The following is a 26928-nucleotide window of genomic DNA, read 5'->3' as shown; positions in this document are numbered from 1 at the left end:
GCGTGCGGGGCTTGGCGACGTCAAACCAGGGAAGTACACCCCAAGCGGGAAAGTCGGGCTGGATTCGATACTCCCCGCTGCGGCCAAAGCCGCAGCATCTGCCGCCCGTCGGCGCGCGCGACGCATTGTGCGCGCCCGTGGCAATGCCCGGACAGGCTTAGCGCGCTTTTGCAGCGTGCGGTGTGTGAACGCCGTGCTTTGAAGCCGTATTCGCAGGTGCCCTATGGCCGCCGGCCCCGTCTTTCGGGCCCAAGCGCCTCTTCAGGCAATTCTCCCCGCCAGCGTTCCCGCTCCAGCGTGCTCGTGACAACACAACAAGGTGCGGCCTGCCGTCGTTCCCGCCCTCGCGCCTGACAACCGCGAGGCGCCGGCAGCGGAGCCGCCTGGAGCCGTTCATGAAACGCATGCTGTTCAATGCGACGCAGCAGGAGGAGCTGCGCGTCGCCATCGTCGATGGGCAAAAGCTCATCGACATCGACATCGAAACCGCCGGGCGCGAACAGCGCAAAGGCAATATCTACAAAGGTGTCATCACCCGTATCGAGCCGTCGCTCGAAGCGTGCTTCGTCAACTACGGCGAAGACCGCCACGGCTTCCTGCCGTTCAAGGAAGTCGCCCGCCAGTACTTCAAGGACGGCATCGACATGCGCTCCGCGCGCATTCAGGATGCCCTGCGCGAAGGCCAGGAACTGATCGTCCAGGTCGAGAAGGAAGAGCGTGGCAACAAGGGCGCCGCCCTCACCACCTTCATCTCGCTCGCCGGCCGTTACCTCGTGCTGATGCCGAACAACCCGCGCGGCGGTGGCGTGTCGCGCCGGATCGAAGGCGACGAGCGCCAGGAACTGCGCGAAACGATGGCGCAACTGCAGATTCCGGACGGCATGAGCATGATCGCCCGTACCGCGGGCATCGGCCGCAGCGCCGAGGAACTGCAGTGGGACCTGAACTACCTGCTGCAACTGTGGCGCGCGATCGAGGCCGCGTCGCAAAGCGGCAACGCCGGCCAGCCGATGCTGATCTATCTGGAATCGAGCCTCGTGATCCGCGCGATCCGCGACTATTTCCAGCCGGATATCGGCGAAATCCTGATCGATACGAATGAAATCCACGATCAGGCCCGGGCATTCATGGACATCGTGATGCCGGACAACGTCGCGAAAGTGAAGCGCTACCACGACGACGTGCCGCTGTTCTCCCGCTTCCAGATCGAGCACCAGATCGAAACCGCGTACTCGCGCACGGTCCCGCTGCCGTCCGGCGGCGCGATCGTGATCGACCACACCGAAGCGCTCGTCGCGATCGACGTGAACTCGGCGCGCGCGACCAAGGGCGCGGACATCGAGGAAACGGCCACCCGCACGAACCTCGAAGCGGCCGACGAAGTCGCCCGCCAGCTGCGCCTGCGCGACCTCGGCGGCCTGATCGTGATCGATTTCATCGACATGGAATCGGCGAAGAGCCAGCGTGAAGTCGAGCAACGCCTGAAGGACGCGCTCAAGCACGACCGCGCGCGCGTCCAGATGGGCAAGATCTCCCGCTTCGGCCTGATGGAACTGTCGCGCCAGCGTCTGCGTCCGGCGCTGTCGGAAGGCAGTCACGTCACGTGCCCGCGCTGCAACGGCACCGGCCACATCCGCGACACCGAATCGTCCGCGCTGCAGGTCCTGCGGATCATTCAGGAAGAAGCGATGAAGGAAAACACCGCGGCGATCCACTGCCAGGTGCCGGTCGAGGTGACCGCCTTCCTGCTGAACGAAAAGCGTCAGGAAATCAACAAGATCGAGTCGCGCTTCAAGGTCGGCATCGTGCTGATCCCGAACAAGCACCTCGATACGCCGCACTACAAGCTCGAGCGCCTGCGTCACGACGACGCGCGCCTCGACGATCCGCGCGCGTCCTGGAAGATGGCCGAGGAAGCGGCCCGCGAGCTCGAGTCGGAAACCGGCTACAGCAAGCGTGCGGCCGAAGTGAAGCCGAAGCAGGAAGCCGCGGTGAAGGGCATCACGCCCGAGCGTCCGGCGCCGAGCCCGGCCCCGCAGCGTCCGGTCGAGCCCGTTGCGGCCCCGGCGGCGCCCGTCGCCTCGGCAAGCGGTGGCTTCATCGGCTGGCTGAAAGGTCTGTTCGGCGTGTCGCCGGCACCGGCACCCGCACCGGTCGCGCCGGCACCGGCGAAGGAGCAGGCAGCCCGTCCGGCTCGCGAGCGCACCGAAAAGACCGAGCAGCGCGGCGGCGATCGCAATCGCAACCGTCGCGGCGGCGCCCAGCAGGCGCAGGGCGGCCGCGATCAGGCAGCGGCGGGCCGTGGCCAGCCGCAACGCCAGGAACGCGAAGGCAAGGAAGTGCGCGAACCGCGTGAAGGCCGTGAGCCGCGCGAGGGTCGTGAACTGCGCGAAGGCCGGGAAAACCGCGAGGGTCGCGAGGGCCGTGGCCCGCGCGAAGGCCGCGAGCCGCGCGAAGGCCGTGAGCCGCGCGAACCGCGTGAAAACCGCGAACCGCGCGAGCGTGTCGAACAGCCGGAAGGCGTCGAAGCAGCCGGCCGTGGCGAGCGACAGGAACGCGGCGAGCGTCGCGAGCGCGGCGAACGCCGTAAGCCGACCCAGCATGCGGCCACGCTCGAAACCGTCACCCGCGGCGAAAACCACCCGGAACCGGAAACCGACAAGGCCGTCGCAGAAGCCCTGCCCGGCGCGGAACCGGCAGCCGATGCGGAAGCTGGCGCACGTGACGGCGAAGAACGCCGCCGTCGCCGTCGCGGCCGCCGCGGCGGTCGTCGCGAGCGCGAGGAAGATGGCGCAGTCGACCAGGCCGAGCAAGGCGCCGAAGGCGAAGTCGCAGCGCAAGCCGTGACGCCGAACGCACCGGTCGCAGCCGAGCCGGCCCACACGGCCGCACCGGCAGTCGCCGCGGCCGTTGCAAGTGCGGTCGCCGCGGAAGCCGTCGCCGAGCAGCATGCCGCTCCGGCCGCCGTCGAAGCGCAGCCGGCACCGGCAGCCGAAGCGGCACCGGCCGCGCCGGCCGAGCCTGTCGTCGCCGTCGAGGCAGCCGAACCGGCACCGGTCGCACCGGCGGTCCCGGAAGCCGGCCCGGCGCCGGTCGCGGTGTCGCCGACCGATGCGTTCGAAGTGCCGGCAGCCGCACCGGCCGCTGTCGAAGCGCCGCAAGCCGCGCCCATCGAGCCAGCCGCACCGGCCGTCGCGACCGAAGCCGCTCCGGTGGCGGTCGAGGCGCCGGTCGAGGCAGCACCGGCCGAGGCCGTCGCTGCACCGGCACCGGCTCCCGCCCCGACACCGGCTGCCGCTCCCGCGCAACCGGCAGCCGCGCCCGCTTCGGCGAGCCTGGATGCCGTGCTGGAGCAGGCCGGTCTCGTCTGGGTGAACACGGACGCCGACAAGTTCGCGGCCGCGCAGGAAGCCGCGTCGCGACTCCCGCGCCCGGCCCGCGTGCCGCGCGAGCGCAAGGTGCTGCCGCCGGTCGATACGGCCCCGATGCAGCAAGTCGAAACGACGCACCACTGAACGGCGCATCGCACGACCAGGAAAAGCCCGCCTCCGGCGGGCTTTTTCATGTCCGCGCTGCGGGTTTCCGCCCACCGGACCCGCCGGCCGGTTGCGGCTAAAATAGCAGTCTGGTCTGCACTTCTTCCAACATGTCCCGACGCATCATTCCTCTCGCCAACGTCAGCGGGATGCCGGACGTCTCCGGCGTCGCGCATGCCCCCGACGGCACGCTGGCCGACACGTTCGCCAGGCCGCTGCGCGACCTGCGCATTTCGGTGACGGATCGCTGCAATTTCCGCTGCGTGTACTGCATGCCGCGCGCGGTCTTCGACAAGGACTACCCGTTCCTGCCGCACAGCGCGCTGCTCACGCACGAGGAAATCGAGCGCGTGGCGCGGCTCTTCGTCGCACACGGTGTCGAGAAGATCCGCATCACGGGCGGCGAGCCGCTGCTGCGCAAGAACCTCGAATTCCTGATCGAGCGGCTCGCGCGTCTGACGACGCACGCCGGCCGCCCGCTCGACCTGACGCTGACGACCAACGGCTCGCTGCTCGCCCGCAAGGCGCGCGCGCTGAAGGACGCCGGGCTCACGCGCGTCACGGTCAGCCTCGATGCGCTCGACGATACGCTGTTCAAGCGCATGAACGATGCCGAGTTCGCCAGCGCCGACGTGCTCGACGGCATCTTCGCCGCGCAGGCCGCGGGCCTCGCGCCGGTCAAGGTCAACATGGTCGTGAAGCGCGGCACCAACGACGGCGAGATCCTGCCGATGGCCGAGCGGTTCCGCGGCACCGGCGTGATCCTGCGTTTCATCGAATACATGGACGTCGGCACGTCGAACGGCTGGAACATGACCGAGGTGCTGCCGTCGGCGGACGTCGTCGCACGTATCGCCGAACACTTCCCGCTCGTGCCGCTCGAGCCGCACACGGCGGCCGAAACCGCGCAGCGCTGGGGCTATGCGGACGGCAGCGGCGAGATCGGCGTGATCTCGAGCGTCACGCAAGCCTTCTGCGGCGACTGCACGCGCGCGCGACTGTCGACCGAAGGCAAGTTGTACCTGTGCCTGTTCGCGTCGACCGGCCACGACCTGCGTGCGCTCGTGCGCGGCGGCGCAAGCGATGCCGAGATCGCGACCGCGATCGCCCGCATCTGGCAGGCGCGCACCGACCGCTATTCGCAGCTGCGCGGCAGCGCCTCGTCCGACGCCGCGCCCGAAGGCGCCGGCAAGCGCGTCGAAATGTCGTATATCGGCGGCTGACGCACGCCGCTCTTTCCGCCCGCGCCCGATGTCCGCTCCCGCGTCCGCCTCTCCGTCGATCGCCGGCCTGCTGCTCGCAGGCGGGCGCGCGACCCGCATGGACGGCGTCGACAAGGGCCTGCAACTGCTCGACGGTACGCCGCTCGCGCTGCACGTGCTGCGCCGGCTGTCGCCGCAGGTCGACGAGACGCTGATCAGCGCGAATCGCCATGCCGATCGCTATGCCGAACTCGGTGCGCCGTTCGACGCGCGCATCGTCGCCGACGAAACCTCCGACTTCCCCGGGCCGCTCGCGGGCCTGCTTGCCGGCATGCGCGCGGCGCGCGCGCCGCTGCTCGCGTGCTCGCCATGCGATACGCCCTATCTGCCCGCCGACCTCGTCGCGCGGCTGCATGCGGCACTCGACGCGCAGCAGGCCGACATCGCGATGGCGGTTACCGTCGACGCGCAGCAGATGCGCTCGCCGCAGCCGACGTTCGCACTGCTGCGCACGTCGCTGGCCGACGACCTGGCCACCCGGCTCGCGGCAGGCGACCGCAAGGTGCGTGCGTGGTACGCACGCCACAAGACGGTCGAAGTCGAGTTTCGCGACGAGCGTGCGTTTTACAATGCCAACTCCTGGCAGGAACTCGCCGCGCTAGCCCGCCGCTGACGGCTCGCGCCGTTCCCGCCCGGCGCCCGCCGCACGCGAAACCCGCGCCCAGGCACCCTCCTCGCGCCACCGGCCACGAACCCGATACGCCTTGCGGCGCAGTCCGACTGATGATCACGCAATCCTCGCCCGCTTCCCGAACCGCACCCGGCCCCGATGCCCCGCTGTCGCTCGCCGACGCACAGGCGCTCGCGTGCCGCTTCGCGGCGCCGGTCGACGCATACGACACGGTGACGCTGCGCGATGCGCTCGACCGCGTGCTCGCGGCCGACGTGAGCGCACCGTTCGACATTCCCGCGTACGACAACTCGGCAATGGACGGCTATGCGTTCGACGGCAGCAGCGCAGCATTCGCATCGGCGCAGGGCGAGGTCGCGATGACGGTCGCCGGCACCGCGTTCGCCGGCCATCCGTTCGACGGCGGCGTGGCGGCCCATGCCTGCGTGCGGATCATGACGGGCGCGCCGATGCCGGCCGGATGCGACACGGTGATTCCGCAGGAACGCGTACGCGTCGATGGCGACACGATTCGCTTCGCCGCGCGCGACGTCGCGCGCGGCGCGAACTGCCGCAAGGCCGGCGAGGATCTCGCACGCGGCGCCTGCGCGCTGGCCGCCGGCCGTATCCTGCGGCCATCGGATCTGGGCCTGCTCGCGTCGTTCGGCGTCACCGACGTCACGGTGCGCCGGCGTGTGCGCGTCGCCGTGTTCTCGACCGGTGACGAGCTGCGCGAGCCCGGCGAACCGCTCGGCCGCGGCGCGCTGTACGACAGCAATCGCGGGATGCTGATCGCGATGCTCGAACGGCTGCACGTGGACACGATCGATCTCGGAATCGTCCGCGACGACCCGGCCGCGCTCGAGGCCGCATTGCGCGACGCCATCGCCGCGCAGGCCGATACGGTCATCACGTCGGGCGGCGTGTCGGTCGGCGAAGCCGACTTCACGCGCGACGTGATGGCGCGGCTCGGCGACGTGACGTTCGCCAGTCTCGCGCTGCGGCCCGGCCGGCCGCTCGCGTGCGGCACGCTCGCACGCGAGGGCGACAGCGCCGGCCACGCGCTGTTCTTCGGGCTGCCCGGCAATCCGGTCGCCTCCGCCGTGACGTTTTACGCGATCGTGCGCCCCGCACTTCTGACGCTGGCCGGCGCGCAGACGCCGCCGCCGGCCATGTACACGGCGCTCAGTACGCAGCCGTTGAAGACGCGTCCCGGCCGCACCGAATACCTGCGCGGCATCGCGACGCGCGCCGCCGACGGCCAATGGCACGTCGCACCGGCCGGATCGCAAAGCTCCGCGTCGCTGAGCGGTCTCGCAGCCGCCAACTGTTTCATCGTCCTGGGCCACGATACCGCGGCAGTCGACGCGGGCGCCCCGGTCGACATCCTGCCGCTCGACGGCCTGGTCTGAATTCCAATCGGTATATCACTACGGGGGCAATCCGCACATGAAGAAACAAATCTCGTCGATCGCCGCGGGGCAGACCGCAAAGGCGCTGATCCTCGTCTACCTGACGTTCAGCGTGCCGATCGTGCTGCTCGGCATTCTCGTCGCGTATATCCGTTACGGGATGGTCGAGTTGAGCACGATCCTGAGCGCACTGCTGCTGAACGCGATCCTCGGTTTCGTGCTGCTGTGGATCGCGTGCCATGCGTACAACTGGGTCGCGTCGCGCTTCGGCGGCATCGAGATCGTGCTGTCCGATCCGCCGGAGGAAGCGTGAGCGGCACGCCGCTGATCCGCGCGGCCGACCCGCGCGACATCGGCGCGATCCTCGCGCTGATGCGCGAGCTGGCCGAGTTCGAGAAGCTCGCGCATCTGTTCGTCGCGGCCGAAGCCGATCTCGCCGACGCGCTGTTCGGCGAGCACCCCGCTGCCGAAGCGCTGGTGGCCGAGCGCGACGGCGCGATCGTCGCGTACGCGCTGTTCTTCCACAACTATTCGACGTTCCTCGGCCGCCGCGGGCTCTATCTCGAGGATCTGTACGTGCAGCCGTCGCAGCGCGGCACGGGCCTCGGCACCGCGATGCTGCGTCATCTCGCGGCACTCGCCGTCGAGCGCCGTTGCGCGCGCTTCGAATGGTCGGTCCTCGACTGGAACCAGCCGGCGATCGATTTCTACGAAAAAATGGGGGCAACCGTGCTGCCGGAGTGGCGCATCGTGCGCGTGACGGGCGACGCGCTGGGCACGCTCGCCGCGCATTGAGCGCGAGCCGGCCGCGCCGGCGACCGCCGCCAACGAAAACGGGCGCCGCGTAAACTGAACCCCAGAAGTTGGACGGTTCAGGAATGCTAGGGCAGATCAGCCGCCAACGCGCGTCACGCGTCGTCCGCATCGGCGCCTTCGGCCCCTTCCGCGCCGAGCAGGCCGGCCGCCGCATCGCCCGGCAGCGCCTCGACCTGCTTCAGCTTGCGGCTCATCACACGCGTGCGCTGCTCGGCAGACTCGATCGAACGCGTGACCGTTTCGAGCTGCGCCTTCGTGCGCGCGAGCACGTCGCCGAACTTGCCGAACTCCGTCTTGACCGCACCGAGCACCTGCCACACCTCGCTCGAGCGCTGCTCGATCGCGAGCGTGCGGAACCCCATCTGCAGGCTGTTCAACAGGGCGGTGAGCGTGGTCGGCCCGGCGACCGTCACACGATAGTCGCGCTGCAGCAGGTCGGTCAGCCCCGGGCGGCGCAGGATCTCCGCATAGAGCCCCTCGGTCGGCAGGAACAGCAGCGCGAAATCGGTCGTGTGCGGCGGCGCGACGTACTTCTCGGCGATCGTGCGCGCTTCCATCCGCACCCGCGCCTCGAGCGCACGCGCCGCCTCCTCGACGGCCACCGCATCGGCGCGCTCCTGCGCGTCGATCAACCGCTCGTAGTCTTCGCGCGGGAATTTCGCGTCGATCGGCAGCCACACCGGCGGCGCGTCGCGCGTGCCGGCAGCGCGGCCCGGCAGCCGGATCGCGAATTCCACGCGCTCGGTACTCTTCGGCACCGTCGCGACGTTCTTCGCGTACTGGTCGGGCGTCAGCATCTGTTCCAGCAGCGCCTCGAGCTGCACTTCGCCCCAGGTGCCGCGCGTCTTCACGTTGGTCAGTACCTTCTTCAGGTCGCCGACGCCGGCCGCGAGCGTCTGCATCTCGCCGAGCCCGCGATGCACCTGTTCGAGCCGGTCCGACACGAGCTTGAACGATTCGCCGAGCCGCTGCTCGAGCGTCGCGTGCAGCTTCTCGTCGACGGTGCGGCGCATCTCCTCGAGCTTCGCCGCGTTGTTCGTCTCGATTTCCTTCAGCCGCTGTTCGAGCGTCGCACGCACTTCGCCGATCCGGCGGTCGTTCGCCTCGGTCAGTTGCGTGAGCTGCCGGTTCAACGTGTCGCCGAACAGCCGCAGCGCGCCCGTCTGTTCGTCGCGCGCCTGCTGGGCCTGGCGCTGCACGCTCTCGCGCATCGCATCGAACTGCTGCACATTGCCGGCGACGAGCTTGCCGAGCTGCTGCGCGAACCCCTCGATCTGGCTGTTCTGCACGGTCGCCACGCTCGTCAGTTGCGCGGCGAGCGTCTGCTGCAACTGGGCAAAGCTGCCAGCCAGCTCGGTACGCGACCCGCGCGCATTTTCGACGATCTCGCCGCGTAATTCGCGTTCGAGCCGCTCGACCGCGCGCGCCTGCGCATGCGCGGCATCCTCGATCCGGTCGCCGAGCACGGCCGCGTCGTCGTGGCGGCCGCCGCCGCGCACGAGCGCGACGATCGCCACCGCGAGCGCGACGGCCAGCACGACGACCGCCGCAAGCAACAACGTCATCGTCATGCGCGCGGCTTCCCGATCACGTCAGGGTTGATCGGATTCGGCGGCTGCCCCGCACGCGGCCCCTCGCCCAGCGCGGCGATCAGGTTGTCGGCGGCGAGATTCGCCATCGCGCGGCGCGTCTTTTCGGTCGCGCTCGCGATATGCGGCGTCAGCACGACGTTCGGCACTTCGAGCAGCGCCGGATGCACGCTCGGCTCGCCCTCGTACACGTCGAGGCCGGCCGCGGCGATCGTCCCGTCGCGCAACGCGGCGGCCAGCGCCGCATCGTCGACGATCCCGCCGCGCGCGATGTTGGTCAGCGTCGCCGTGGGTTTCATCTTCGCGAGCTCGGCCGCGCCGATCGTGTGATGGTTCTCTTTCGTGTACGGCAGCACGAGCACGACATGATCGGCGCGCGCGAGCAGCGCATCCTTCGACACGTATTCGGCATCGAGCTCGGCTTCGATCTCGGGCGCGACTCGCGACCGGTTGTGATAGATCACCTGCATCCCGAAGCCGCGCGCGCGGCGCGCGAGCGCCTGGCCGATGCGGCCCATCCCGATGACGCCGAGCGTCGAGCCGTAGATGTCGGCACCCAGGAAGCCGTCGTACGCCCACTTCTGCCAGTGACCGGCGCGCAGCCAGTGTTCGGATTCGGCGATCCGACGCGCGGCGGCCATCATCAGCGCCCAGCCGAAATCGGCGGTCGACTCGTTCAGCACGTCGGGCGTGTTGGTGCCGAGCACGTTCGCGGCGTTGAACGCGGCCATGTCGAAGTTGTTGTAGCCGACCGCCATGTTCGCCACGACGCGCAGGCGCGGCGCGGCCGCGAGCGTCGCCGCGCCGACCGGGTCGCCGGCCGTCAGCGCGCCGTCCTTGTCGGCCAGACGCGCGGCGAGCGCGTCGGGCGTGAGCACGTCGCCGTCGTTCCAGTCGACTTCGAAATACTGCTCGAGCCGTTCGATCACGTCCGGAAAGATCGGACGCGCGACCAGGATCTTCTGCATCGCCATCTCCGCATGCCGCGGACGGGTCGTAGCGCCGTGCGCCGCCGGGACCGCCCGCTCGGGGTTGAAAATCGTCAGCTTACGCCGGGAAGAAAAGCCACGACGTCAGCAGGAATACCGGTATCAGCACGACGAGCGCCCAGCCGAGGTACGCAAAGAAACTCGGCATCTTCACGCCGCGCGATTCGGCGATCGCCTTCACCATGAAGTTCGGCGCGTTGCCGATATAGCTGTTCGCGCCCATGAACACCGCGCCGGCGGAAATCGCGGCGAGCGTCGATGCGCCGGTCGTCATCAGCGTCTGCGCATCGCCGCCCGCGAGGTTGAAGAACACGAGATAGGTCGGCGCATTGTCGAGGAACGACGACAGGATGCCCGTCGCCCAGAAGTACATCGCATCGATCGGCTTGCCGTCGGGCCCCGTGACGAGATGGACGATCTGCGCGAACGCGCCGTCCGCCCCCGCGCGCAGGATCACGATCACCGGCGCGATCGTCACGAAGATGCCGGCGAACAGCTTCGCGACCTCCTCGATCGGCGCCCAGTTGAACGCGTTGCCCTCGCGCGCGGAACGCGGCGTCAGCGCGAGCGACACGAGCGTCACCGCCACGAGCGCGACGTCGCGTACGAGATTCTGCAACGCGACGTGCGTGCCCCACACGTCGAACGAGATGCCCGGCTTCCACACGCCGCTCATCAGCACGAGCGCGATCACGGCCGCCAGCAGCACGAAGTTGATCTTGCCGTCGATCGACAGCGCCGCACCGTCGGGCGTCGGATCGAGCGCGGCCGGCCGCTCCTCGCCGCCCTTCCGGTAGAAATACGTATCGAGCGCGAAGAACAGCGTCAGCAGCACCACGCAGATGAACAGCATCGGCAGCGCGAGATGCGTGGTCGTCCAGAAGAAGCTCACGCCGTTCAGGAAGCCGAGGAACAGCGGCGGATCGCCGAGCGGCGACAGCGAGCCGCCCGCGTTCGCGACGAGGAAGATGAAGAAGATCACGACGTGCACGACATGCTTGCGGTTGTCGTTGGCGCGCAGGAGCGGCCGGATCAACAGCATCGCGGCACCCGTCGTGCCCATCACGCTCGCGAGCAGCGTGCCGAGCGCGAGGATCGCGGTATTCAGTTTCGGCGACCCATGCAGGTTGCCGTTCACGCAGATGCCGCCCGCGACCGTATAGAGCGCGGTGAGCAGCACGATGAACGGAATGTATTCCTCGAGCAGCGCATGCACGAGCGTGCCGAACGCGGTGCCGGCGCCGAACGCGACCGCGAACGGCGCGAGGAACACGATCGCCCAGCCGGCGGCGATCTTGCCGAAGTGGTGATGCCAGAACACGGGGGCGACGAGCGGAAACAGCGCGATGGACAGCAGGATCCCGGCGAATGGGATCCCCCAGAGCGCCGACAGCGTGGCACCGTCGAGCGTGGCGGCCGATGCGAGCGCGGGAGCGGCGCCAAGCGCGATTCCCGACGCCATGCCCGCCCAGGCGGCATGTCGTTTCATGCGAAACTTCCTTGTTCGAAATAAGGGTGAAGGCAGCGGGCGCGTCATGCGCCCCGTACGACGATCGCGTGCACGCGGTACGGACCGTGTGCACCCAGAATGATCGTTTGCTCGATGTCGCCGGTGCGCGACGGGCCCGACACGAAATTGACCGCGCGCGGCAGTTCGCCGCGCTCCGCGCGAATCAGCGCGAACGCGTCTTCATGACCGGCGACGATGCGCGACGCCGGCACGATCGCGATGTGGGTTTCCGGCAGCAGGCCAGCCGATGCGTAAGTGTCGGGGCCGGACAGCAATACCAGCGACCCCGTTTCGGCGGTCGCGCAAAAGCAGCCGGTCAGGCCGACGAGATCGCCGTCGCGCGGCTTGCGGCACTCGACCGACAGGCCGGCGGCGGCCCAGTCGAGATCGGCCAGCGTGCGCCATGCGATGGCCTGAGCCGGCAGGCCGTGAGCGGCAAGATAGCGGGCGGCGGCGGCAGGCACGTCGGCCAGCGTCGCGACTTCGTCGACCGTGGTCGACAGGCGCTGCGCTTCGTCGACGAAAGCGGCGACGAGGTCGGCCGGCACCGGCGGGCGCGGGCCTTGCGGATGACGGGCAAGGTAGTCGGCGACGCCGTCGCGCTCCGCTGCATCGGATTCGGCCGCGCGCCCCTGCGCCGCGCGGATGCGCGCGAGGATCTGGCGACGGGCAGCGGAAGTGTCCATGAACGGTCCTCGTGACGTTGCGTGCAATACGTCGGATTATACCGGCCACCCCTGCTGCGACACACCTTCGGCCGAACGGCCGGCGCCTACTTCGACGCGTCTTCCTCGACCGGCTGCGCGATGCCGAACACCTGGCGCAGGTACGCGAGATACGCCTTGTCGTCGCACATGCTCTTGCCCGGCGAATCCGACAGCTTCGCGACCGGCTGGCCGTTGCAGCGAACCATCTTGATCACGATCTGCAGCGGCACGTAGCCGAGATCGTTGGTGAGGTTGGTGCCGACGCCGAACGCAAGCTTGCAGCGGCCGCGGAACCGTTCGTACAGCTGCATGACCTTCGGAATGTCGAGCGCGTCCGAGAACACGAGCACCTTGGTGCGCGGGTCGCACCGGTTCGCCTCGTAATGACGCAGCATCCGCTCGCCCCAGTCGAACGGATCGCCCGAATCGTGGCGCGCGCCGTCGAACAGCTTGCAGAAGTACATGTCGAAGTCGTTCAGGAACGCGTCCATGCCGTAGACGTCCGACAGCGCGATCCCGAGGTCGCCGCGATACTCCTTCGCCCACATCTCGAAGCCGTAGATCTGCGAATCGCGCAACCGCGGGCCGAGCGCCTGGCACGCCTGCAGGTATTCGTGCGCCATCGTGCCGAGCGGCGTGATGCCGTGCTTCATCGCGTACAGCACGTTGCTGGTGCCCGCGAACTGCGGGCCGAGCCCGTCGCGCAGCGTGAGCGCGACTTCCTCGTGCCAGACCTTCGAGAAGCGCCGGCGCGTGCCGTAGTCGGCGATCTTGCAGTCGGCGAATTCGGGCTTCGCGCCGAGCAGCTTGATCTTCTCGCGCAGCCGTTCGCGGCCTTCGCGATAGTCGGGCTCGCGCTGCGTGTTGCGGAAATAGACTTCGTTGACGATCGCGAGCACCGGGATCTCGAACAGGATCGTATGCAGCCACGGCCCCTCGATCACGATGTCGATCTCGCCGTTGCCTTTCGGCGACGGCGTGATCGAGATGTACTTCTCGTTCAGGTGGAACAGCGCGAGGAAGTCGACGAAGTCGCTCTTGATGAAGCGCATCCGCCGCAGATAGTCGAGTTCGACGTCGGAAAAGCGCAGCGAGCACAGGCCGCGCACCTCGTCGCGAATCTCGTCGATGTACGGCACGAGATCGACGCCGGGCGTGCGGCACCGGAAACGGTATTCGACGTTTGCAGCGGGAAAGTGATGCAGGACGACCTGCATCATCGTGAACTTGTAGAGATCCGTGTCGAGCAGCGAAGTGATGATCATGATGACGGCAGCGCCAATAGCGTGACCGGCCCCGACGCACCGCGCGCCGCCCGGTTTATCGACCATGTTACCCGAATGCGTGCCGGACCATCGCGAAACCGCCCCCCGCCACGCCGCATCGCGCTCGTGCCCGGCGCGCGGTTGTGTCCGTCTTGCGCCCACCATAAACTAATCACGAAACGATATAAGCCGGATAGCCGACCACGCCATGCGGGTTTTGCGCTTCAGTTACAATGCCGCTTTTGGCGCAAACGCCACCCCATATATACCGCCAAGCAGGAGCGTTTTAATGACTCACGTTGTGACCGAAGGCTGCATCAAGTGCAAATACACGGATTGCGTGGATGTGTGCCCGGTGGATTGCTTCCGTGAAGGTCCCAACTTTCTCGCCATCGATCCGGACGAGTGCATCGACTGCGCCGTGTGCGTCGCAGAATGCCCGACCAATGCGATCTATGCCGAAGAAGACGTTCCGGGCGACCAGCAGCAGTTCACCGCGCTGAACGCGGAGCTGGCGAAGAACTGGCCGTCGATCACGAAGACCAAGCCGGCGCCCGCCGACGCGGACGAGTGGAAGGACGTGCAGGACAAGCTGCACCTGCTCGAACGCTGATCGCACGACGGCGACTGAAAAAATTTTATTCGCTGCGGCTCCAAAGTATTGACAGGTTAGCGAACACTCCATACAATCTCGTTTCTCTGCTGTTGTTGTTTGTTCCCCGATAGCTCAGTCGGTAGAGCGCCGGACTGTTAATCCGTAGGTCCCTGGTTCGAGCCCAGGTCGGGGAGCCAAAAACGCAAAGGCCCGTTGAAAGTGGACGGGTTTTTTGTTGAACGAAGCAACACGCAGATGTACCGATTTATTCCCCGATAGCTCAGTCGGTAGAGCGCCGGACTGTTAATCCGTAGGTCCCTGGTTCGAGCCCAGGTCGGGGAGCCAAATAGCGAAAGGCCCGTCATTCGACGGGCCTTTTGTTTTTTCCGGCCGCCGTTCCGCCCTTCCGCTTTTCGTGGCCCGGTCACGCGCATGCTAGAGTCTCTGTCCCGCATTCGCATCCGGTTCCGTCGATGAAGCATCGCCTACTGCTCTCCGCCCCTCTCGCCCTCCTGCTCTCCGCGTTCGCTGCAGCGCCGTTCGCGCAGGCGGAGGAAGTCGGCAGCGTCAATACCCATTTCCGCGTCACGGGCTCCGATCGCGTGGTCGTCGAGGCCTATGACGATCCGATCGTGAACGGCGTGACCTGCTACGTGTCGCGCGCCCGCACCGGCGGGATCAAGGGCACGCTCGGCGTGGCCGAGGATCCGAGCGAGGCATCGATCGCGTGCCGGCAGGTCGGCCCGATCAGCTTCAAGGAACCGCTCAAGCAGCAGACCGACGTGTTCAGCGAACGCATGTCGTTCATCTTCAAGACGCTGCACGTCGTGCGCGTGGTCGACAAGAAACGCAACACGATCGTCTACCTGACCTACAGCGACCGCATCGTCAGCGGCAGCCCGAAGAACGCCGTCACCGCGGTGCCGATGCCGGCCGGCACGACGATTCCGGTCAAGTAAGCCCGCTCCCGCCGGGCGCGCGAGCGATACACTGTCGGTTCGACCGCTCCCGCGCCCGCTCATGTCCGCCACCCGCCTTCCCGATTCCGCACGCTACTGGCGCACGCCGCTCGTGCCGGACGCGGATCTCCTCACGGCCACCTATCGCGATCACGCGTTCGCGCCTCACTGGCACGACGCATACACGATCCCCGTGATTCTCGAAGGCGCGGAACGCTTCACCTATCGCGGCACCGGCCATGTCGCCGAAACGGGCACCGTGCCCGTGATCAATCCCGGCGAAGTCCATACGGGGTCGCGTGCCGCAGACGAGGGCTGGTGCTATCGCGTCAGCTACATGCCGGTCGAATTCATCCGCGAACTCGCCAGTTCGATCGCGGGCCGCCCGCAGGATGCGCCGTGGTTTGCGCCCGACGTGATCCGCGACGCCGATCTCGCGGCCCGGCTCACGCTCGCGCACCGGATGCTGGAAGCCGGCAGCGAGCAAGCGCTGTCGTCGCATGCGCCCGTGCAGTCGGCCGACGCGCCGGCGGCCGGCGGTCCGGCCACCGGCGCGCCGCGCATCTACGATCCGCTCGCCGCCGAAACCGCGATGCTCGACGCGCTGTCGACGCTGATCGCGCGCCACGCCGTCGTGCGGCCGCAGCCGGCGCCGCTCGCGGCCGACGAACCGCGCGTCGACGCGATGCGCGAGCGGCTCGCCGCCGATCTGACGTGCACGGTGACGCTCGACGATGTCGCGCAGGCGGCCGGCCTGTCGCCGTTTCACGCGGCGCGCCTGTTCACCCGTACGGTCGACATGCCGCCGCATGCGTGGCGCAATCAGCTGCGGCTGCAGCGGGCGCTGGCGCCGCTGCGCGCGGGCATCCCCGTCGCCGATGTCGCGGCGGCCAGCGGCTTCGTCGACCAGAGCCATTTCACGCGGCATTTCAAACGGATGTTCGGCGTGCCGCCCGGGCGCTGGCAGGCAAGCTGACGCGCGGCTTCCCGCGGCCGTCGGCCGCGCCGCGACCCGCGCCGGCCGGCACGCGAACCGGCGCCGCTCCGGCGAGCGCAAGAACATACAAGCCGGCTCGCCACCGGCCCGCTATCCTCCCCCTCATGGAGGAGCGCTTCTTGAACAAGACACCCGCATCGCCCCCGCGCCGCCCGCTCAACGAATGGCTCGACGGCGCACGCGACACGATTCCGATGATGATCGGCGCGGCACCGTTCGGCGTGATTTTCGGCACGCTCGTCGGCGGCGGCCCGCTCGCCGCATGGCACGGCGCGCTGATGTCGCTCGCAGTGTTCGCGGGCTCCGCGCAGTTCATCGCGCTCGGCCTGATCGCCGGCAGCGCGGGTTTCGCCGTCGTGCTCGCCACGACGCTGATCGTAAACCTGCGCCACCTGCTGTACAGCGCGACGCTCGCGCCCTATGTCGCACACCTGCCGCTGCGCTGGCGCGCGACGCTTGGCGCGTTGATGACCGACGAGGTGTTCGCGGTCGCCTACGGACACTACCGGCACTACCCGCCCGGTACGATCGGCCCCCACTACTTTTTCGGCTCCGGGCTCGCGATGTACCTGAACTGGCAGGTCTGGACGCTCGCGGGCATCGGCTTCGGCACGGCATTCCCGGGCCTGCAGTCGCTCGGCCTCGATTTCGCGATGGCGGCGACCTTCATCGCGATCGTCGTCCCGCAACTCGGCACGCTGCGCTACTTCGCGGCGGCCGCCACGGCCGGCACGCTCGCGTACTTCTGGCAGGGCTGGCCGTACAAGCTCGGGCTGCTCGGCGCGGTCGCCGCCGGCGTCGCGATCGGCGTCGTGCTCACGCTGCTGCACGATCGCACGCGCGCCGGCTCCCGCCCGGAGGCTGCGTCGTGAGTTACGCGCTGCTGATCCTCGGGATGGCCGTCATCACGTATGCGATCCGTTCGACGCTGTTCCTGTTCGGCGAGCGGCTGACGTTCCCGCCGCTCGTGCGGACCGCGCTCGGCTTCGTGCCGGTCACCGTACTGACCGCGATCATCGTGCCGATGACCGTCTCGCCGCACGGCGGCACGGCCGAGCTGACCTGGCGAAACCCGCAGCTCGTCGGCGCGCTCGCGGCCGTGCTCGTATCGGCCGCGACCCGCCGCCCGCTCGTGACGATCGCCGCCGGGCTCGCGGTGTTCTTCCTGTGGCAAGGGGTCGTACTGCCGCACTGGCTGCCCGCCTGAGCGCAGGCTCCGTCGCGCACGCTCAAGTTTCCGCCCGGTGCGCCGATATAGGAGATGAAGACCCGCCACCGGCCCCGGCGCGCATCGGTCAGTCGACGCCGTGCCCCGTCCCCGGTGCACCGCGCCGGCGCCGGCTTGCGCGGGCCGCCATCGAGACGATTCATGGGCCAGATCACCCTTTCCCTCAAGGACGACACGCTCGAGTCCCTGCGCAAGGACTACGATGCGTTCGTCCGCGTGTCGCTGAAACTCGACCCGCAATTCGCGACGCCGTCGTTCGAGGATTTCCTGCGCGCCAAGCTGCTCGACAACATGGTGCCGCTGACCGAACACGCCGTGCAGCGGATGCTGCAGGGCGGCCAGTACGCGTGGGCCAAGCGCACGCTCGACAAGGAATTTCCGGACGTCGTCGCGATCCTGATGCGGCAGGCGAGCGAATTCGGCTTCGGCTTCGCGTCGCGCTCGGAATGGACCCCCGACGAACTCGCGAAGGCATGCCGCGACTGGGCGAAGGCGATCGTCGCCGAAGCGCAGGGCGACGCGTCGCTGATCGACCCGCTCGCGTCGCAGATCAAGAGCGCGGCGCAGGACATCCAGACGCTCGAGGAACAGATGCAGACGCCTGCATGGCGGCTCGCGGAATCGCTGCGGCAGCGGATCTACGAGGCCAAGCTCGCGTGCGAGATGAGCGTCGGCAGCACCGCGCGCGACAAGCTCGGCGAACTGCGCGGGCTGCTGCGGCTCGGGCTCGCGCACGGCTCGTTCCAGAAGCAGGAAGCGCAGCAGATCATGGAATACCTGCGGCTGCTGAAGCCGGAGATCTTCGTCGAGGAACCGTACGACGTCTTCGCGCGCCTGGCCGCGTGGCTTCGCAGCGTGTTCACGCCGGCCGCCGTACGGCCGGCCCAGGGACAGGGGCAAGGCCAGCGCCGGCCCTGAGCGCGCTCGTCCCGCGCAACGCATCACCCCACGAAAACGGCCCGGTCGCGCGAAGCGAACCGGGCCGCCTGACGATTGCCGTCGCGCCGCGCCGTTCCAGGCAAGCGTCGCGACGGCGTCGCGCACGCTTACTGCGTGGCGCCCTGGGCCGATGCACCGCCCTGCGCGCCGACCGATGCGCCGCCTTCGGTCGCCTCGTCGGCCTTCGCCTTGGCCGAGCCCGCATGGCCCTTGGCCGACTTCGCCGCATGCTTCGTGTGCTTCTTGGCCGAATGAACGGCCGACGACGTCGTATCCTTCGCGCCATCGGCCGCCGCGCCGACTGCATCGGTCGCACCGCCCGTCGCATTGCCCGACATGTTCGCGCCGGCACCGCCCTGCGCGCCCGCACCGACACCTGCCGCCGGCGTCTGCGCCTGCACGCCGGCACCGGCCGCGCCTTGCGCCGTCGTGCCCGTCTGGGCGAATGCGGCCGAAGTGGCGAACGCCGTCAGCGCGGCACCGATCAGCATCGTACGAATCTTGGACATGGCAATTCTCCTCAAGAAGTTGTGCGCCCGGGCCGCAGCGAAGCGGTCCGGCGCGTTCCCCGCCGCAACGCGCAGCAGGTACGACAGAAGACCGGCCGCCCGCGCGGCCGGTTCGCGAATCTCTCAGACTGTTACCCACCGTTTCATTTGCTGACGAATCGCTCACAGTCCTTTACATCCGCCGGCGGCCGCCCGCGCTCGCGTGCGGGCGCGCGGTGCCGTATGATGCGGAGCGTTTCCTCCCGCGCGTCGCGCACCTTCCTCGTTATGCCCAATCTGGATTTCACGCTGACCGGCGAATACGTCGAGCTGCACAACCTTCTCAAGATCACCGGCCTCGCGGACAGCGGCGGCACCGCGAAGCTGATCGTCGCGTCCGGCGCCGTGAAAGTCGACGGCGCGATCGAGCTTCGCAAGACCTGCAAGATCCGCGCGGGCCAGGTCGTGCTGCTCGGCGACACGCGCATCGCGGTGCGCGAGGCCTAGCGCCCGCGCGGGTTCCCCCTGCCCGCGACATGGCCATCGGCGCGCGCGTTCGACACGGTACGAATAAAGCCGTAAGCTAGCCGTCTCTCAAAATAAATACATATAGCGCGGGCCCGCACCCGCGCGAGCGCCCATTCCATGTCGCATTCCGGTCTTACGAGGACGGCCGCCGCGCCGCCGTCCCTATCCAGTCATGCCGCCGATACCGCGCGCCTCGCCGCGCCGCTCGCGATCGCGCAACTTTCCCAGATGGCGATGAGCGTCACCGACACGGTGCTGCTCGGTTCGCTCGGCCCCGATTCGCTCGCGGCGGGCGGGCTCGGCGCGAACTTCTTCTTCGTCATCGTGACGATCCTGCAAGGCGTGCTGTCGTCGGTCAGCGTGAGCGTCGCGCATGCGCGCGGCGCCCAGGCCGAGGATCGCGTGCCGCACATCTACTGGACAGGCTTCGCGCTGTCCGTGCTGCTCGCGATTCCGGCCATCGTCGCGCTGTCGCTTGCCGAACCGATCCTGCTGATGTTCCACGAGCCACCGCTGCTCGCGCATCATGTCGGCGAATACACGGGCATCCTGCGCTTCGCGGCGCTCGGCAGCCTGATCGGCGTCGGGCTGATGCGCGCGTTCCTGCCGGCGATCGGTGCCGCGCGGCGGCTCCTGTGGGTGTCGATCGGCGGCGTCGGCGTCAACGGCGTGCTGAACTACGGGCTGATCCACGGCGCCTTCGGGTTGCCGCGCCTCGGCTTTCTCGGTTCGGCCGTCGCGACGACGATCACGATCTGGCTCACCGCGCTCGCGCTGATCTGGCTGCTGCACGGCCGGCAGCGCTTCCGCCATTTCGTGACCGCGGCGCGCCCGAAGCTGCCCGTGATGGGCGAGTTGATCGGCATCGGCTGGCCGGTCGCGATCACGTACGGGGTCGAATCGATGCTGTTCCTCGCCACCGGCCTCACGGTCGGCGTGCTGGGCGCGACGTCGCTCGCCGCGCACCAGATCGCGCTGAATGTCGCGTCGGTGTCGTTCATGGTGCCGCTCGCGATCGGCCAGGCGGCCAACGTCCGCGTCGGCTACTGGATCGGCGCGGGCTCGCCCGTCGCCGCACGGCACGCGGGCTTCGTCGCGCTCGCGCTCGGCGTCGGCTTCATGTCGCTGTCGGGCCTCGTGATGATCGTCGCGCCGCATACGATCGTCGGCCTGTACCTGCACCTCGACGACCCGGCCAACGCGGCCACGGTGTCGCTCGCCGCGTCGCTGCTCGGCATCGCCGCGGTATTCCAGATCGTCGACGGCATGCAGACCGTCGCGTCGGGGGCGCTGCGCGGCCTGAAGGACACGCGCATCCCGATGCTCGCCGCGACCTTCGGCTACTGGGGCATCGGCTTCCCGACCGGCTACTGGTTCGCATTCCACGCGGGCATGGGCGCGCGCGGCCTGTGGTGGGGGCTCGCGGCCGGGCTCGCGAGTGTCGCCGCGCTGATGGCATGGCGCTTTCACCGCAAGACCACGTCGCTCATCGTGACGGCCCGCTAGGCGCGACACGACGCAAAATCGCAGCCGGCGCTATGCTTGTCCATCGGAACCCCTCGAGACGCCGCGCCAGCGGCGCGACTGCCTCACGATACGTCTGATTACGCCTGACGCCGCGCGACGACGCGCGGCCTTTCCCCTTTCCTGGAGGAGTGCATCATGAACGAAGCAGTTCGGATGGAACGCGACACGTTCGGCGAGATCGCCGTGCCCGCCGACCGGCTCTGGGGCGCGCAGACCGAGCGCTCGCTGCAGAATTTCCGGATTTCGACGGAGAAGCAGTCGCCCGAGCTGATCCACGCGCTCGCGATCGTCAAGCGTGCCGCGGCGGCCGTCAACCAGTCGCTCGGCGTACTCGCCGACGACAAGGCGCGCGCGATCATCGAAGCCGCCGACGAGATCATCGCCGGCCGGCATCCGCGCGAGTTCCCGCTCGCGGTGTGGCAGACGGGCTCCGGCACGCAGACCAACATGAACCTCAACGAGGTGATCGCGAACCGCGCGAGCGAGCTGATGGGCGGCGAGCGCGGCGAAGCGCGCAAGGTTCATCCGAACGACGACGTGAACCGCGGCCAGTCGTCGAACGACGTGTTCCCGACCGCGATGCACGTCGCGGCCGCGTACGCGATCGTCAATCACCTGCTGCCGGCGCTGCGCACGCTGCGCGCGACGCTCGACGCGAAGTCGAAGGCGTTCGCCGACATCGTGAAGATCGGCCGCACGCACCTGCAGGACGCCACGCCGCTCACGCTCGGCCAGGAGTTCTCCGGCTATGTCGCGCAGCTCGACCACGGCATCCGTCACGTCGAATCGTCGCTGCCGCACCTGTACGAGCTCGCGCTCGGCGGCACCGCGGTCGGCACGGGGCTGAACGCGCATCCGGAGTTCGCGGTGCGCGTGGCCGACGAGATCGGCCGGCTGACGAAGCTGCCGTTCGTGACCGCGCCGAGCAAGTTCGAGGTGATGGCCGCCGCCGACGCGCTGGTCTTCGCGCACGGCGCGCTGAAGACGGTGGCGGCCAGCCTGATGAAGATCGCGAACGACGTGCGCTGGCTCGCGAGCGGCCCGCGCTGCGGGCTCGGCGAGCTGTCGATTCCGGAAAACGAGCCGGGCAGTTCGATCATGCCGGGCAAGGTGAACCCGACACAGTCGGAAGCCGTGACGATGCTGTGCTGCCAGGTGTTCGGCAACGACGTCGCGGTCAACTTCGGCGGCGCGAGCGGCAATTTCGAGTTGAACGTGTTCCGGCCGATGATCGCGCACAACGTGCTGCAGTCGGTGCGTCTCCTCGCCGACGGCGCGCAGAGCTTCAACGATCACTGTGCGGTGGGCATCGAGCCGAACCGCGCGCGGATCGACCTGTTGCTGAACGAATCGCTGATGCTCGTGACGGCGCTCAATCCGCACATCGGCTACGACAAGTCCGCACAGATCGCGAAGAAGGCGCACAAGGAAGGCACGACGCTGAAGGCGGCCGCGCTCGCGCTCGGCTACCTGACCGAGGCGGAATTCGATGCATGGGTGCGTCCCGAGCAGATGATCGGCACGCGGTAACGGCAGGACGGCGGGCGCGGCGCGGAAGGCGCGGCGCCCGCGGCACTCAGACGGTGCCCTTCGCGACTTCTTCCGGCTTCATCTCGACGATCTTGTCGAGCGCGGCCCGCACGTCGGCCGCGTATTTCGCCAGCACCCGCTGCTCGTCGGTTTCGGGCACGAACGGCGGCACCGGCACCGGGTTGCCGTTCTCGTCGACCGCGACGAACACGACGAGGCAATCGGTCGTCTGACGCAGCACGCCGCCCTTCGGATCGCCGGCGTGCACCGACACATGGATGTGCATGCTGGTACGGCCCGTCGCGACGACGCGCGCCTTCAACTCGACCAGATTGCCGACCAGGATCGGACGCTGGAAACGGATGTTGCCGACGCTGACCGTCACGCAATAGCGGCTCGACCAGACGGCCGCGCACGCATACGCGACCTCGTCGATCCACTTCATCAGCGCGCCGCCGTGCACCTTGCCGCCGAAATTCACGGACGAAGGCTCGGCAAGGAAGCGGAATACGGTTTCGGTGCGGTCGAGGGCAGCCGGCACGGGGGACGGTTGAGGCATTGTTCTGGCTCCAGGCGGCAGGGGCGCCGTCATCGGGCCATTATACGTTGCACTGCGGCAACGCGGCGCGGCAAGCCCCGCGTGGCGGGGCTGCGGCGACCATGCCGGCTCGCGCCGGACCAGCGCCGCTCAGCGGCGTACCGTGACACCCTGGTCGATCGTTCCGTACATCTCGATACTGCCGCCGCGCTCGCCGGTCGCGCCGGTGCCGCCGGGTGCACAGGCGGCGCACACGAGCGCCGCCGCCAACACACAGAAAATCGTCTTCATCGTTGCATCGCGTCTCATGCGGCGGCCCGCTGCCGCCGCGTCCGGCCATTCTACGCGTGCCCTGCAACGGGCTGCAGGCCGGCCCGCGCGGCGGCACCGTCGCTGCATCCGACATTTCATCCGAAAGCGAAACGTCGAATGCGCGCACGGACTACACTGCCTTCATCCCGCTCGACGAGACACGACGATGACCGATCAAGACGACCACCATTTTCCGGGCCTGAGCCGCATCGGCGCGCTGATCGCCGATCCCGGCCGCGCCGCGATGCTATGGGTGCTGATGGACGGCAGCGCGCGACCGGCCGGCGAACTGACGATGATCGCGGGGCTGTCGCCGTCCGCGGCCAGCGCGCACCTCGCGCGCTTGACCGAGGGCGGCCTGCTGGCCCTCGACGTGCGCGGCCGGCATCGTTACTACCGCATTGCGTCGGCCGACATCGCGGCCTCGCTCGAAGCGCTGGCGAACGTCGCCCGCGCGGCCGCGCCGCATCGCCCGGTCCCGCCGCCGTCGCGCACGGTCCCGGCCGAACTGCGCTATGCACGCACCTGCTACGACCACATGGCCGGCGAGCTCGCGGTACGGATCTTCGACGGCCTCACCGCGCGCCGCTGGCTGTTCGCGAACGGCGACGCGATCGAGACCACCGAGCTCGGCACGCAGGCGCTCGCGCAATGGGGCATCGACGTCGCGCAGCAACGCACGCGCCGGCGACGCTTCGCGTGCGGCTGCCTCGACTGGAGCGAGCGGCGCTCGCATCTCGGCGGCGCGCTCGGCGCGGCACTGCTCGAAAGCTTCTGCGCGCACGGCTGGATCGAGCGCGCTGCCCGACCGCGCGTGCTGCGCGTCACGGTTCCCGGACAGCAGGTTTTCGACGCGTGGCTTACGTCCGCTTGACGCCGGCATTGCAGCCGCACGACAACAGCGCGCGATGGACAGGTTTTGTTACATCGCGTGCCATTCGACTTACAAAACACCGTGCCTTGAAACAGGCCAAGCGGATATCGTGAACTGGACGGCACGAATCGACGCGCCGCGATCACAACGATGACGCTCACCATGGCCTCCCTCTTCACGCTCAAGCGCACCGCCCGCTACACGCTGCTCGCGTTCGTCGCGCTGGCGACGCTGCCGCCCGCCTTCGCGCAATCGGCCGATGCGCCGCCGAATGTCGCCGCGGCACGGCAACCGGCCGGCGATCCGCCCGGCCGCGTCGCGCGGCTCAATTACCTGTCGGGTGCCGTGACGACCGAACCGGCCGGCACCGATACGTGGTCGTATGCGGCGGTGAACCGGCCGCTGACGACCGGCGATCAGCTCTGGAACGATGCCGGCGCGCGCTCGGAACTGCACATCGGCTCGACCGCGGTGCGGCTCGGCGAATCGACGAGCCTGTCGGTGCTGAACCTCGACGACACGACGACGCAATTGAAGGTAGGGCTCGGCACCGTGTCGACACACGTGCGCGACTTGCCGGCCGGCGGATCGTACGAAATCGACACGCCGAACCTCGCGCTCGGCATCGCCGGCCCCGGCGACTATCGCGTCGATGTGGCGCCGAACGGCGCGAGCACGACGGTGACGGTACGTAGCGGGAGCGCAACCGTGTACGGCAGCAACGGGCAGTATCCGCTGTCGCCGGGGCAGCAGGTGGTGTTCACCGGCACCGACCTGCAGGTCGCGCAGCAATCGGGTGCACCCGGCCCCGACGCGCTCGACCAGTGGGCCGCCAGCCGCGACGCGGCCGAAACGCGCTCGGTGTCCGCCCGCTACGTGTCCCGCGACATTCCCGGCTACCAGGATCTCGACGCGAACGGCACGTGGCGCGAAACCCCGAATTACGGCGCGGTATGGGTGCCGAACGACACGCCGGCCGATTGGGCGCCGTATCACGACGGCCACTGGATCTGGCAGGCGCCGTGGGGCTGGACCTGGGTCGACGACGCGCCGTGGGGCTTCGCGCCGTATCACTACGGCCGCTGGGCGTACGTGGACGACAACTGGGCATGGGTGCCCGGCCCGATGGTCGTCAGCCAGCCGCCCGCCTATGCGCCGGCGCTCGTCGCGTTCGTGGGCGGCGGTGGCGGCGGCGGTTCCGACTGGAGCGTTGCGCTCACGGTCGGCGGCGTCGCCGCGGCCGGTTGCGCATGGTTCGCGCTCGGCCCCGGCGAACCGTGGCATCCGGGCTGGGGCGGCTGGAGCCCGCACTACTACGACCGCGTCAACCGCAACATCGTGGTGAACAACGTCAACGTGAACAAGACCGTGAACGTGACGAACATCACCAATATCACCAACATCAACAAGACATATGTGAACTTCCGTGCACCGCACGCGATCACGGCCGTGCCGGCCACCGCGTTCGTGCACGGCCAGCCGGTCGCGCATTTCTCGCAGCACGTCGATCCGCAGCAATGGCGCAACGCGCACGTCACGCCGGGCACGCCCGGCATCGCGCCGGTGCGCCAGAGCTTCACCGGCGGGCTGCGCAATGCCAGCTACCGCCCGCCGGCGGCGATCGCGCAGCACCCGTACGTCGCGACGCGCAATCCGGCCGTGCCGCCCGCGTATCGCGACCAGGCCGCCGCCCACCTCGCGCAGCAAGGCGGGCGCGTACCGGGCGCCGGCGCGCCCGTCGTGAAGACGAACGTGCCAGCCGACTATACGGCTCGCCCGGTCCGCGTTCCGGGTCAGTCGCAGGGCGGCGGCGCATGGGCGATGCACAACGTGCAGCTCGTGAATCCGCACGGCCCCGTCGTGCAGCCGCCCCGTGCGTCGCGCGAAGGCCCGCCGGCCGGCGAGCAGGCCGCGCGGCCTGGCGCGCCGACGCCGGGCATGTCGAATGTCGCGCGGCCGCCGAACGGCGAAAGCCCCAACGCACCGCGATTCGCCAACGGCGGCACGCTGCCGGCACCCGGCAACCCGATGCCGCATCAGGCGTTCGCGCCCGGCAACGGCGTCCCGCATCCACCGGGCGCGAACAACGCTCCGGCAGGGACCGGCAACGCGCACGCGGCGAACGCGCCGTCCCCCGTGTGGATGCAGCCGCACACGCCGATGGCGCGTCAACGCCCCGATTCACCCACCGCACTGCATGCGGCAGGAGAGAATGCGCTGCCCCCCGTGCGCAGCGCCGCGGTGCCGCATCCGAACGGCGTGCCGGCGCCGCAAGGCGTACAGCCCGGCGGCCGCAACGAAGCGCCGCGCGCGCGGCCGCAACCGCGGGTCGACAATACCGCGCAGATTCAGCAACCGCGTCCGCACCCTGATTTCCAGACGCCGGCCCGGCATGCGCAGCCGCAACCGGAACGGGCCGCCCCCGCGCCGCAACCACGCCCGGACTTCGCTCAACCGGCGCCGCATCGCGAGGTCGCGCCGCCGCGCGTGAACGAGTACCGTCCGCCCGCGCCCGCGGTGCACGACGTGCCGCGTCCGCAGCCGCAGGCGCCGCACATGGAGCCGCGACCGCAGCCGGCGCCCCGCATGGAACCGCGCCCGTCGATGCCTGCTCCCCGGATGGAACCGCGGCCGCAGCCGGCGCCGCACGTCGAGGCGCCGCATCCGGGCAATCCGCCGCCGCAGGGCGGCCACGACGAGCGGCATCGCCAGTAAGT

25 protein-coding genes and 2 tRNA genes are annotated in these 26928 nt (G+C 69.0%); 19 read left to right on the top strand and 8 right to left on the bottom strand.

All coding sequences use genetic code 11. The features are described from left to right. The first annotated feature begins 395 nt into the window (after window positions 1-395). The 6 genes from WT97_RS25745 to WT97_RS25720 all read left to right on the top strand — a co-directional run bounded on the left by WT97_RS25745 (window position 396) and on the right by WT97_RS25720 (window position 7615). Entirely contained in the window at window positions 396-3515 is a 3120-nt protein-coding gene (locus WT97_RS25745; protein ID WP_060354635.1) for an Rne/Rng family ribonuclease, read from the top strand. Between the two features lie 131 nt (window positions 3516-3646). Next, entirely contained in the window at window positions 3647-4759 is a 1113-nt protein-coding gene (gene moaA / locus WT97_RS25740; RefSeq protein WP_059791486.1) for a GTP 3',8-cyclase MoaA, read from the top strand. Between the two features lie 28 nt (window positions 4760-4787). Beyond that, window positions 4788-5411 (top strand): molybdenum cofactor guanylyltransferase MobA, encoded by a 624-nt coding sequence (mobA, locus tag WT97_RS25735; RefSeq protein WP_060354634.1) that lies wholly within the window; start codon window positions 4788-4790, stop codon window positions 5409-5411. 110 nt (window positions 5412-5521) lie between these two features. Continuing rightward, on the top strand, window positions 5522-6820 hold the full coding sequence (gene glp, locus WT97_RS25730; RefSeq protein WP_060354633.1) for a gephyrin-like molybdotransferase Glp: 1299 nt from the start codon (window positions 5522-5524) through the stop codon (window positions 6818-6820). Window positions 6821-6857: 37 nt separating this feature from the next. Next, window positions 6858-7133 carry a hypothetical protein gene (locus WT97_RS25725; RefSeq protein ID WP_006476519.1) on the top strand — a complete coding sequence of 92 codons (276 nt, stop codon included), beginning with the start codon at window positions 6858-6860 and terminating at the stop codon, window positions 7131-7133. Further along, window positions 7130-7615 (top strand): GNAT family N-acetyltransferase, encoded by a 486-nt coding sequence (locus WT97_RS25720; RefSeq protein ID WP_059791490.1) that lies wholly within the window; start codon window positions 7130-7132, stop codon window positions 7613-7615. Before WT97_RS25725 ends, WT97_RS25720 begins: the two co-directional genes overlap by 4 nt. A 113-nt stretch (window positions 7616-7728) precedes the next feature. Here WT97_RS25720 and rmuC read toward each other — a convergent pair whose 3' ends face one another. The 5 genes from rmuC to pncB form a co-directional block, all read right to left on the bottom strand. Beyond that, window positions 7729-9207, bottom strand: a complete 1479-nt coding sequence (gene rmuC / locus WT97_RS25715) for a DNA recombination protein RmuC (RefSeq protein WP_060354632.1) — start codon at window positions 9205-9207, stop codon at window positions 7729-7731. Next, on the bottom strand, window positions 9204-10193 hold the full coding sequence (locus tag WT97_RS25710) for a D-glycerate dehydrogenase (RefSeq protein ID WP_059501719.1): 990 nt from the start codon (window positions 10191-10193) through the stop codon (window positions 9204-9206). Before WT97_RS25710 ends, rmuC begins: the two co-directional genes overlap by 4 nt. 79 nt (window positions 10194-10272) lie before the next feature. Beyond that, window positions 10273-11703, bottom strand: coding sequence for a sodium:proton antiporter (locus tag WT97_RS25705; RefSeq protein WP_060354631.1), 1431 nt, complete (start codon window positions 11701-11703; stop codon window positions 10273-10275). Between the two features lie 44 nt (window positions 11704-11747). Continuing rightward, the gene (locus tag WT97_RS25700; RefSeq protein ID WP_060354630.1) at window positions 11748-12410 is read right to left on the bottom strand and encodes a lactate utilization protein C; all 663 of its coding nucleotides are present in this window, start codon (window positions 12408-12410) and stop codon (window positions 11748-11750) included. Window positions 12411-12496: 86 nt separating this feature from the next. Next, complete coding sequence (gene pncB, locus WT97_RS25695; protein WP_034206754.1) at window positions 12497-13696, bottom strand: nicotinate phosphoribosyltransferase; 1200 nt, start codon at window positions 13694-13696, stop codon at window positions 12497-12499. A 289-nt stretch (window positions 13697-13985) separates the two neighbouring features. Here pncB and fdxA point away from each other — a divergent pair, with 289 nt between their 5' ends. From fdxA to WT97_RS25655, 8 genes are all read left to right on the top strand, one after another. Beyond that, window positions 13986-14309, top strand: coding sequence for a ferredoxin FdxA (fdxA, locus tag WT97_RS25690; RefSeq protein ID WP_009688972.1), 324 nt, complete (start codon window positions 13986-13988; stop codon window positions 14307-14309). A gap of 103 nt (window positions 14310-14412) precedes the next feature. After that, window positions 14413-14488, top strand: a tRNA-Asn gene (locus tag WT97_RS25685). 72 nt (window positions 14489-14560) lie between these two features. Next, a tRNA-Asn gene (locus WT97_RS25680) sits at window positions 14561-14636 on the top strand. 128 nt (window positions 14637-14764) lie between these two features. After that, on the top strand, window positions 14765-15250 hold the full coding sequence (locus WT97_RS25675) for a CreA family protein (RefSeq protein WP_060354629.1): 486 nt from the start codon (window positions 14765-14767) through the stop codon (window positions 15248-15250). A gap of 61 nt (window positions 15251-15311) precedes the next feature. Then, window positions 15312-16226 (top strand): AraC family transcriptional regulator, encoded by a 915-nt coding sequence (locus WT97_RS25670; RefSeq protein ID WP_060354628.1) that lies wholly within the window; start codon window positions 15312-15314, stop codon window positions 16224-16226. 125 nt (window positions 16227-16351) lie between these two features. After that, a complete protein-coding gene (locus WT97_RS25665) occupies window positions 16352-17119 on the top strand; it encodes an AzlC family ABC transporter permease (protein WP_059791500.1) in 768 nt (255 codons plus the stop codon). Further along, entirely contained in the window at window positions 17116-17454 is a 339-nt protein-coding gene (locus WT97_RS25660; protein ID WP_043181927.1) for an AzlD domain-containing protein, read from the top strand. The genes WT97_RS25665 and WT97_RS25660 overlap by 4 nt, the downstream gene beginning before the upstream one ends. A 162-nt stretch (window positions 17455-17616) precedes the next feature. Further along, window positions 17617-18393 (top strand): DUF4088 family protein, encoded by a 777-nt coding sequence (locus WT97_RS25655; RefSeq protein ID WP_059501626.1) that lies wholly within the window; start codon window positions 17617-17619, stop codon window positions 18391-18393. Between the two features lie 128 nt (window positions 18394-18521). On the opposite strand, the gene WT97_RS25650 is transcribed toward WT97_RS25655, so the two are convergent. Next, a complete protein-coding gene (locus WT97_RS25650; RefSeq protein WP_059501628.1) occupies window positions 18522-18923 on the bottom strand; it encodes a hypothetical protein in 402 nt (133 codons plus the stop codon). 267 nt (window positions 18924-19190) lie between these two features. Here WT97_RS25650 and WT97_RS25645 point away from each other — a divergent pair, with 267 nt between their 5' ends. From WT97_RS25645 to fumC, 3 genes are all read left to right on the top strand, one after another. Beyond that, entirely contained in the window at window positions 19191-19409 is a 219-nt protein-coding gene (locus WT97_RS25645) for an RNA-binding S4 domain-containing protein (RefSeq protein WP_027783904.1), read from the top strand. Between the two features lie 138 nt (window positions 19410-19547). Next, a complete protein-coding gene (norM, locus tag WT97_RS25640; RefSeq protein WP_059501630.1) occupies window positions 19548-20936 on the top strand; it encodes a multidrug efflux MATE transporter NorM in 1389 nt (462 codons plus the stop codon). Window positions 20937-21092: 156 nt separating this feature from the next. Continuing rightward, complete coding sequence (gene fumC / locus WT97_RS25635; RefSeq protein WP_060354627.1) at window positions 21093-22487, top strand: class II fumarate hydratase; 1395 nt, start codon at window positions 21093-21095, stop codon at window positions 22485-22487. A 46-nt stretch (window positions 22488-22533) separates the two neighbouring features. Here the strand turns inward: fumC and WT97_RS25630 are convergent, their stop codons facing one another. Further along, a complete protein-coding gene (locus tag WT97_RS25630; RefSeq protein WP_023475851.1) occupies window positions 22534-23046 on the bottom strand; it encodes an acyl-CoA thioesterase in 513 nt (170 codons plus the stop codon). A gap of 129 nt (window positions 23047-23175) precedes the next feature. Next, entirely contained in the window at window positions 23176-23316 is a 141-nt protein-coding gene (locus WT97_RS34675) for a hypothetical protein (protein ID WP_179949338.1), read from the bottom strand. A 187-nt stretch (window positions 23317-23503) separates the two neighbouring features. Here WT97_RS34675 and WT97_RS25625 point away from each other — a divergent pair, with 187 nt between their 5' ends. After that, a complete protein-coding gene (locus WT97_RS25625; RefSeq protein ID WP_059501635.1) occupies window positions 23504-24211 on the top strand; it encodes a helix-turn-helix transcriptional regulator in 708 nt (235 codons plus the stop codon). Between the two features lie 150 nt (window positions 24212-24361). Next, window positions 24362-26926 carry a DUF6600 domain-containing protein gene (locus WT97_RS25620; protein WP_257127281.1) on the top strand — a complete coding sequence of 855 codons (2565 nt, stop codon included), beginning with the start codon at window positions 24362-24364 and terminating at the stop codon, window positions 26924-26926. Window positions 26927-26928: the final 2 nt, after the last annotated feature.

Origin of the sequence: Burkholderia sp. MSMB1459WGS (genome assembly GCF_001534535.1) — a bacterium.
Lineage (GTDB): Bacteria > Pseudomonadota > Gammaproteobacteria > Burkholderiales > Burkholderiaceae > Burkholderia.
Note: the sequence above shows the minus strand (reverse complement) of the source record. Positions and strands in the feature narration are given on the sequence as shown.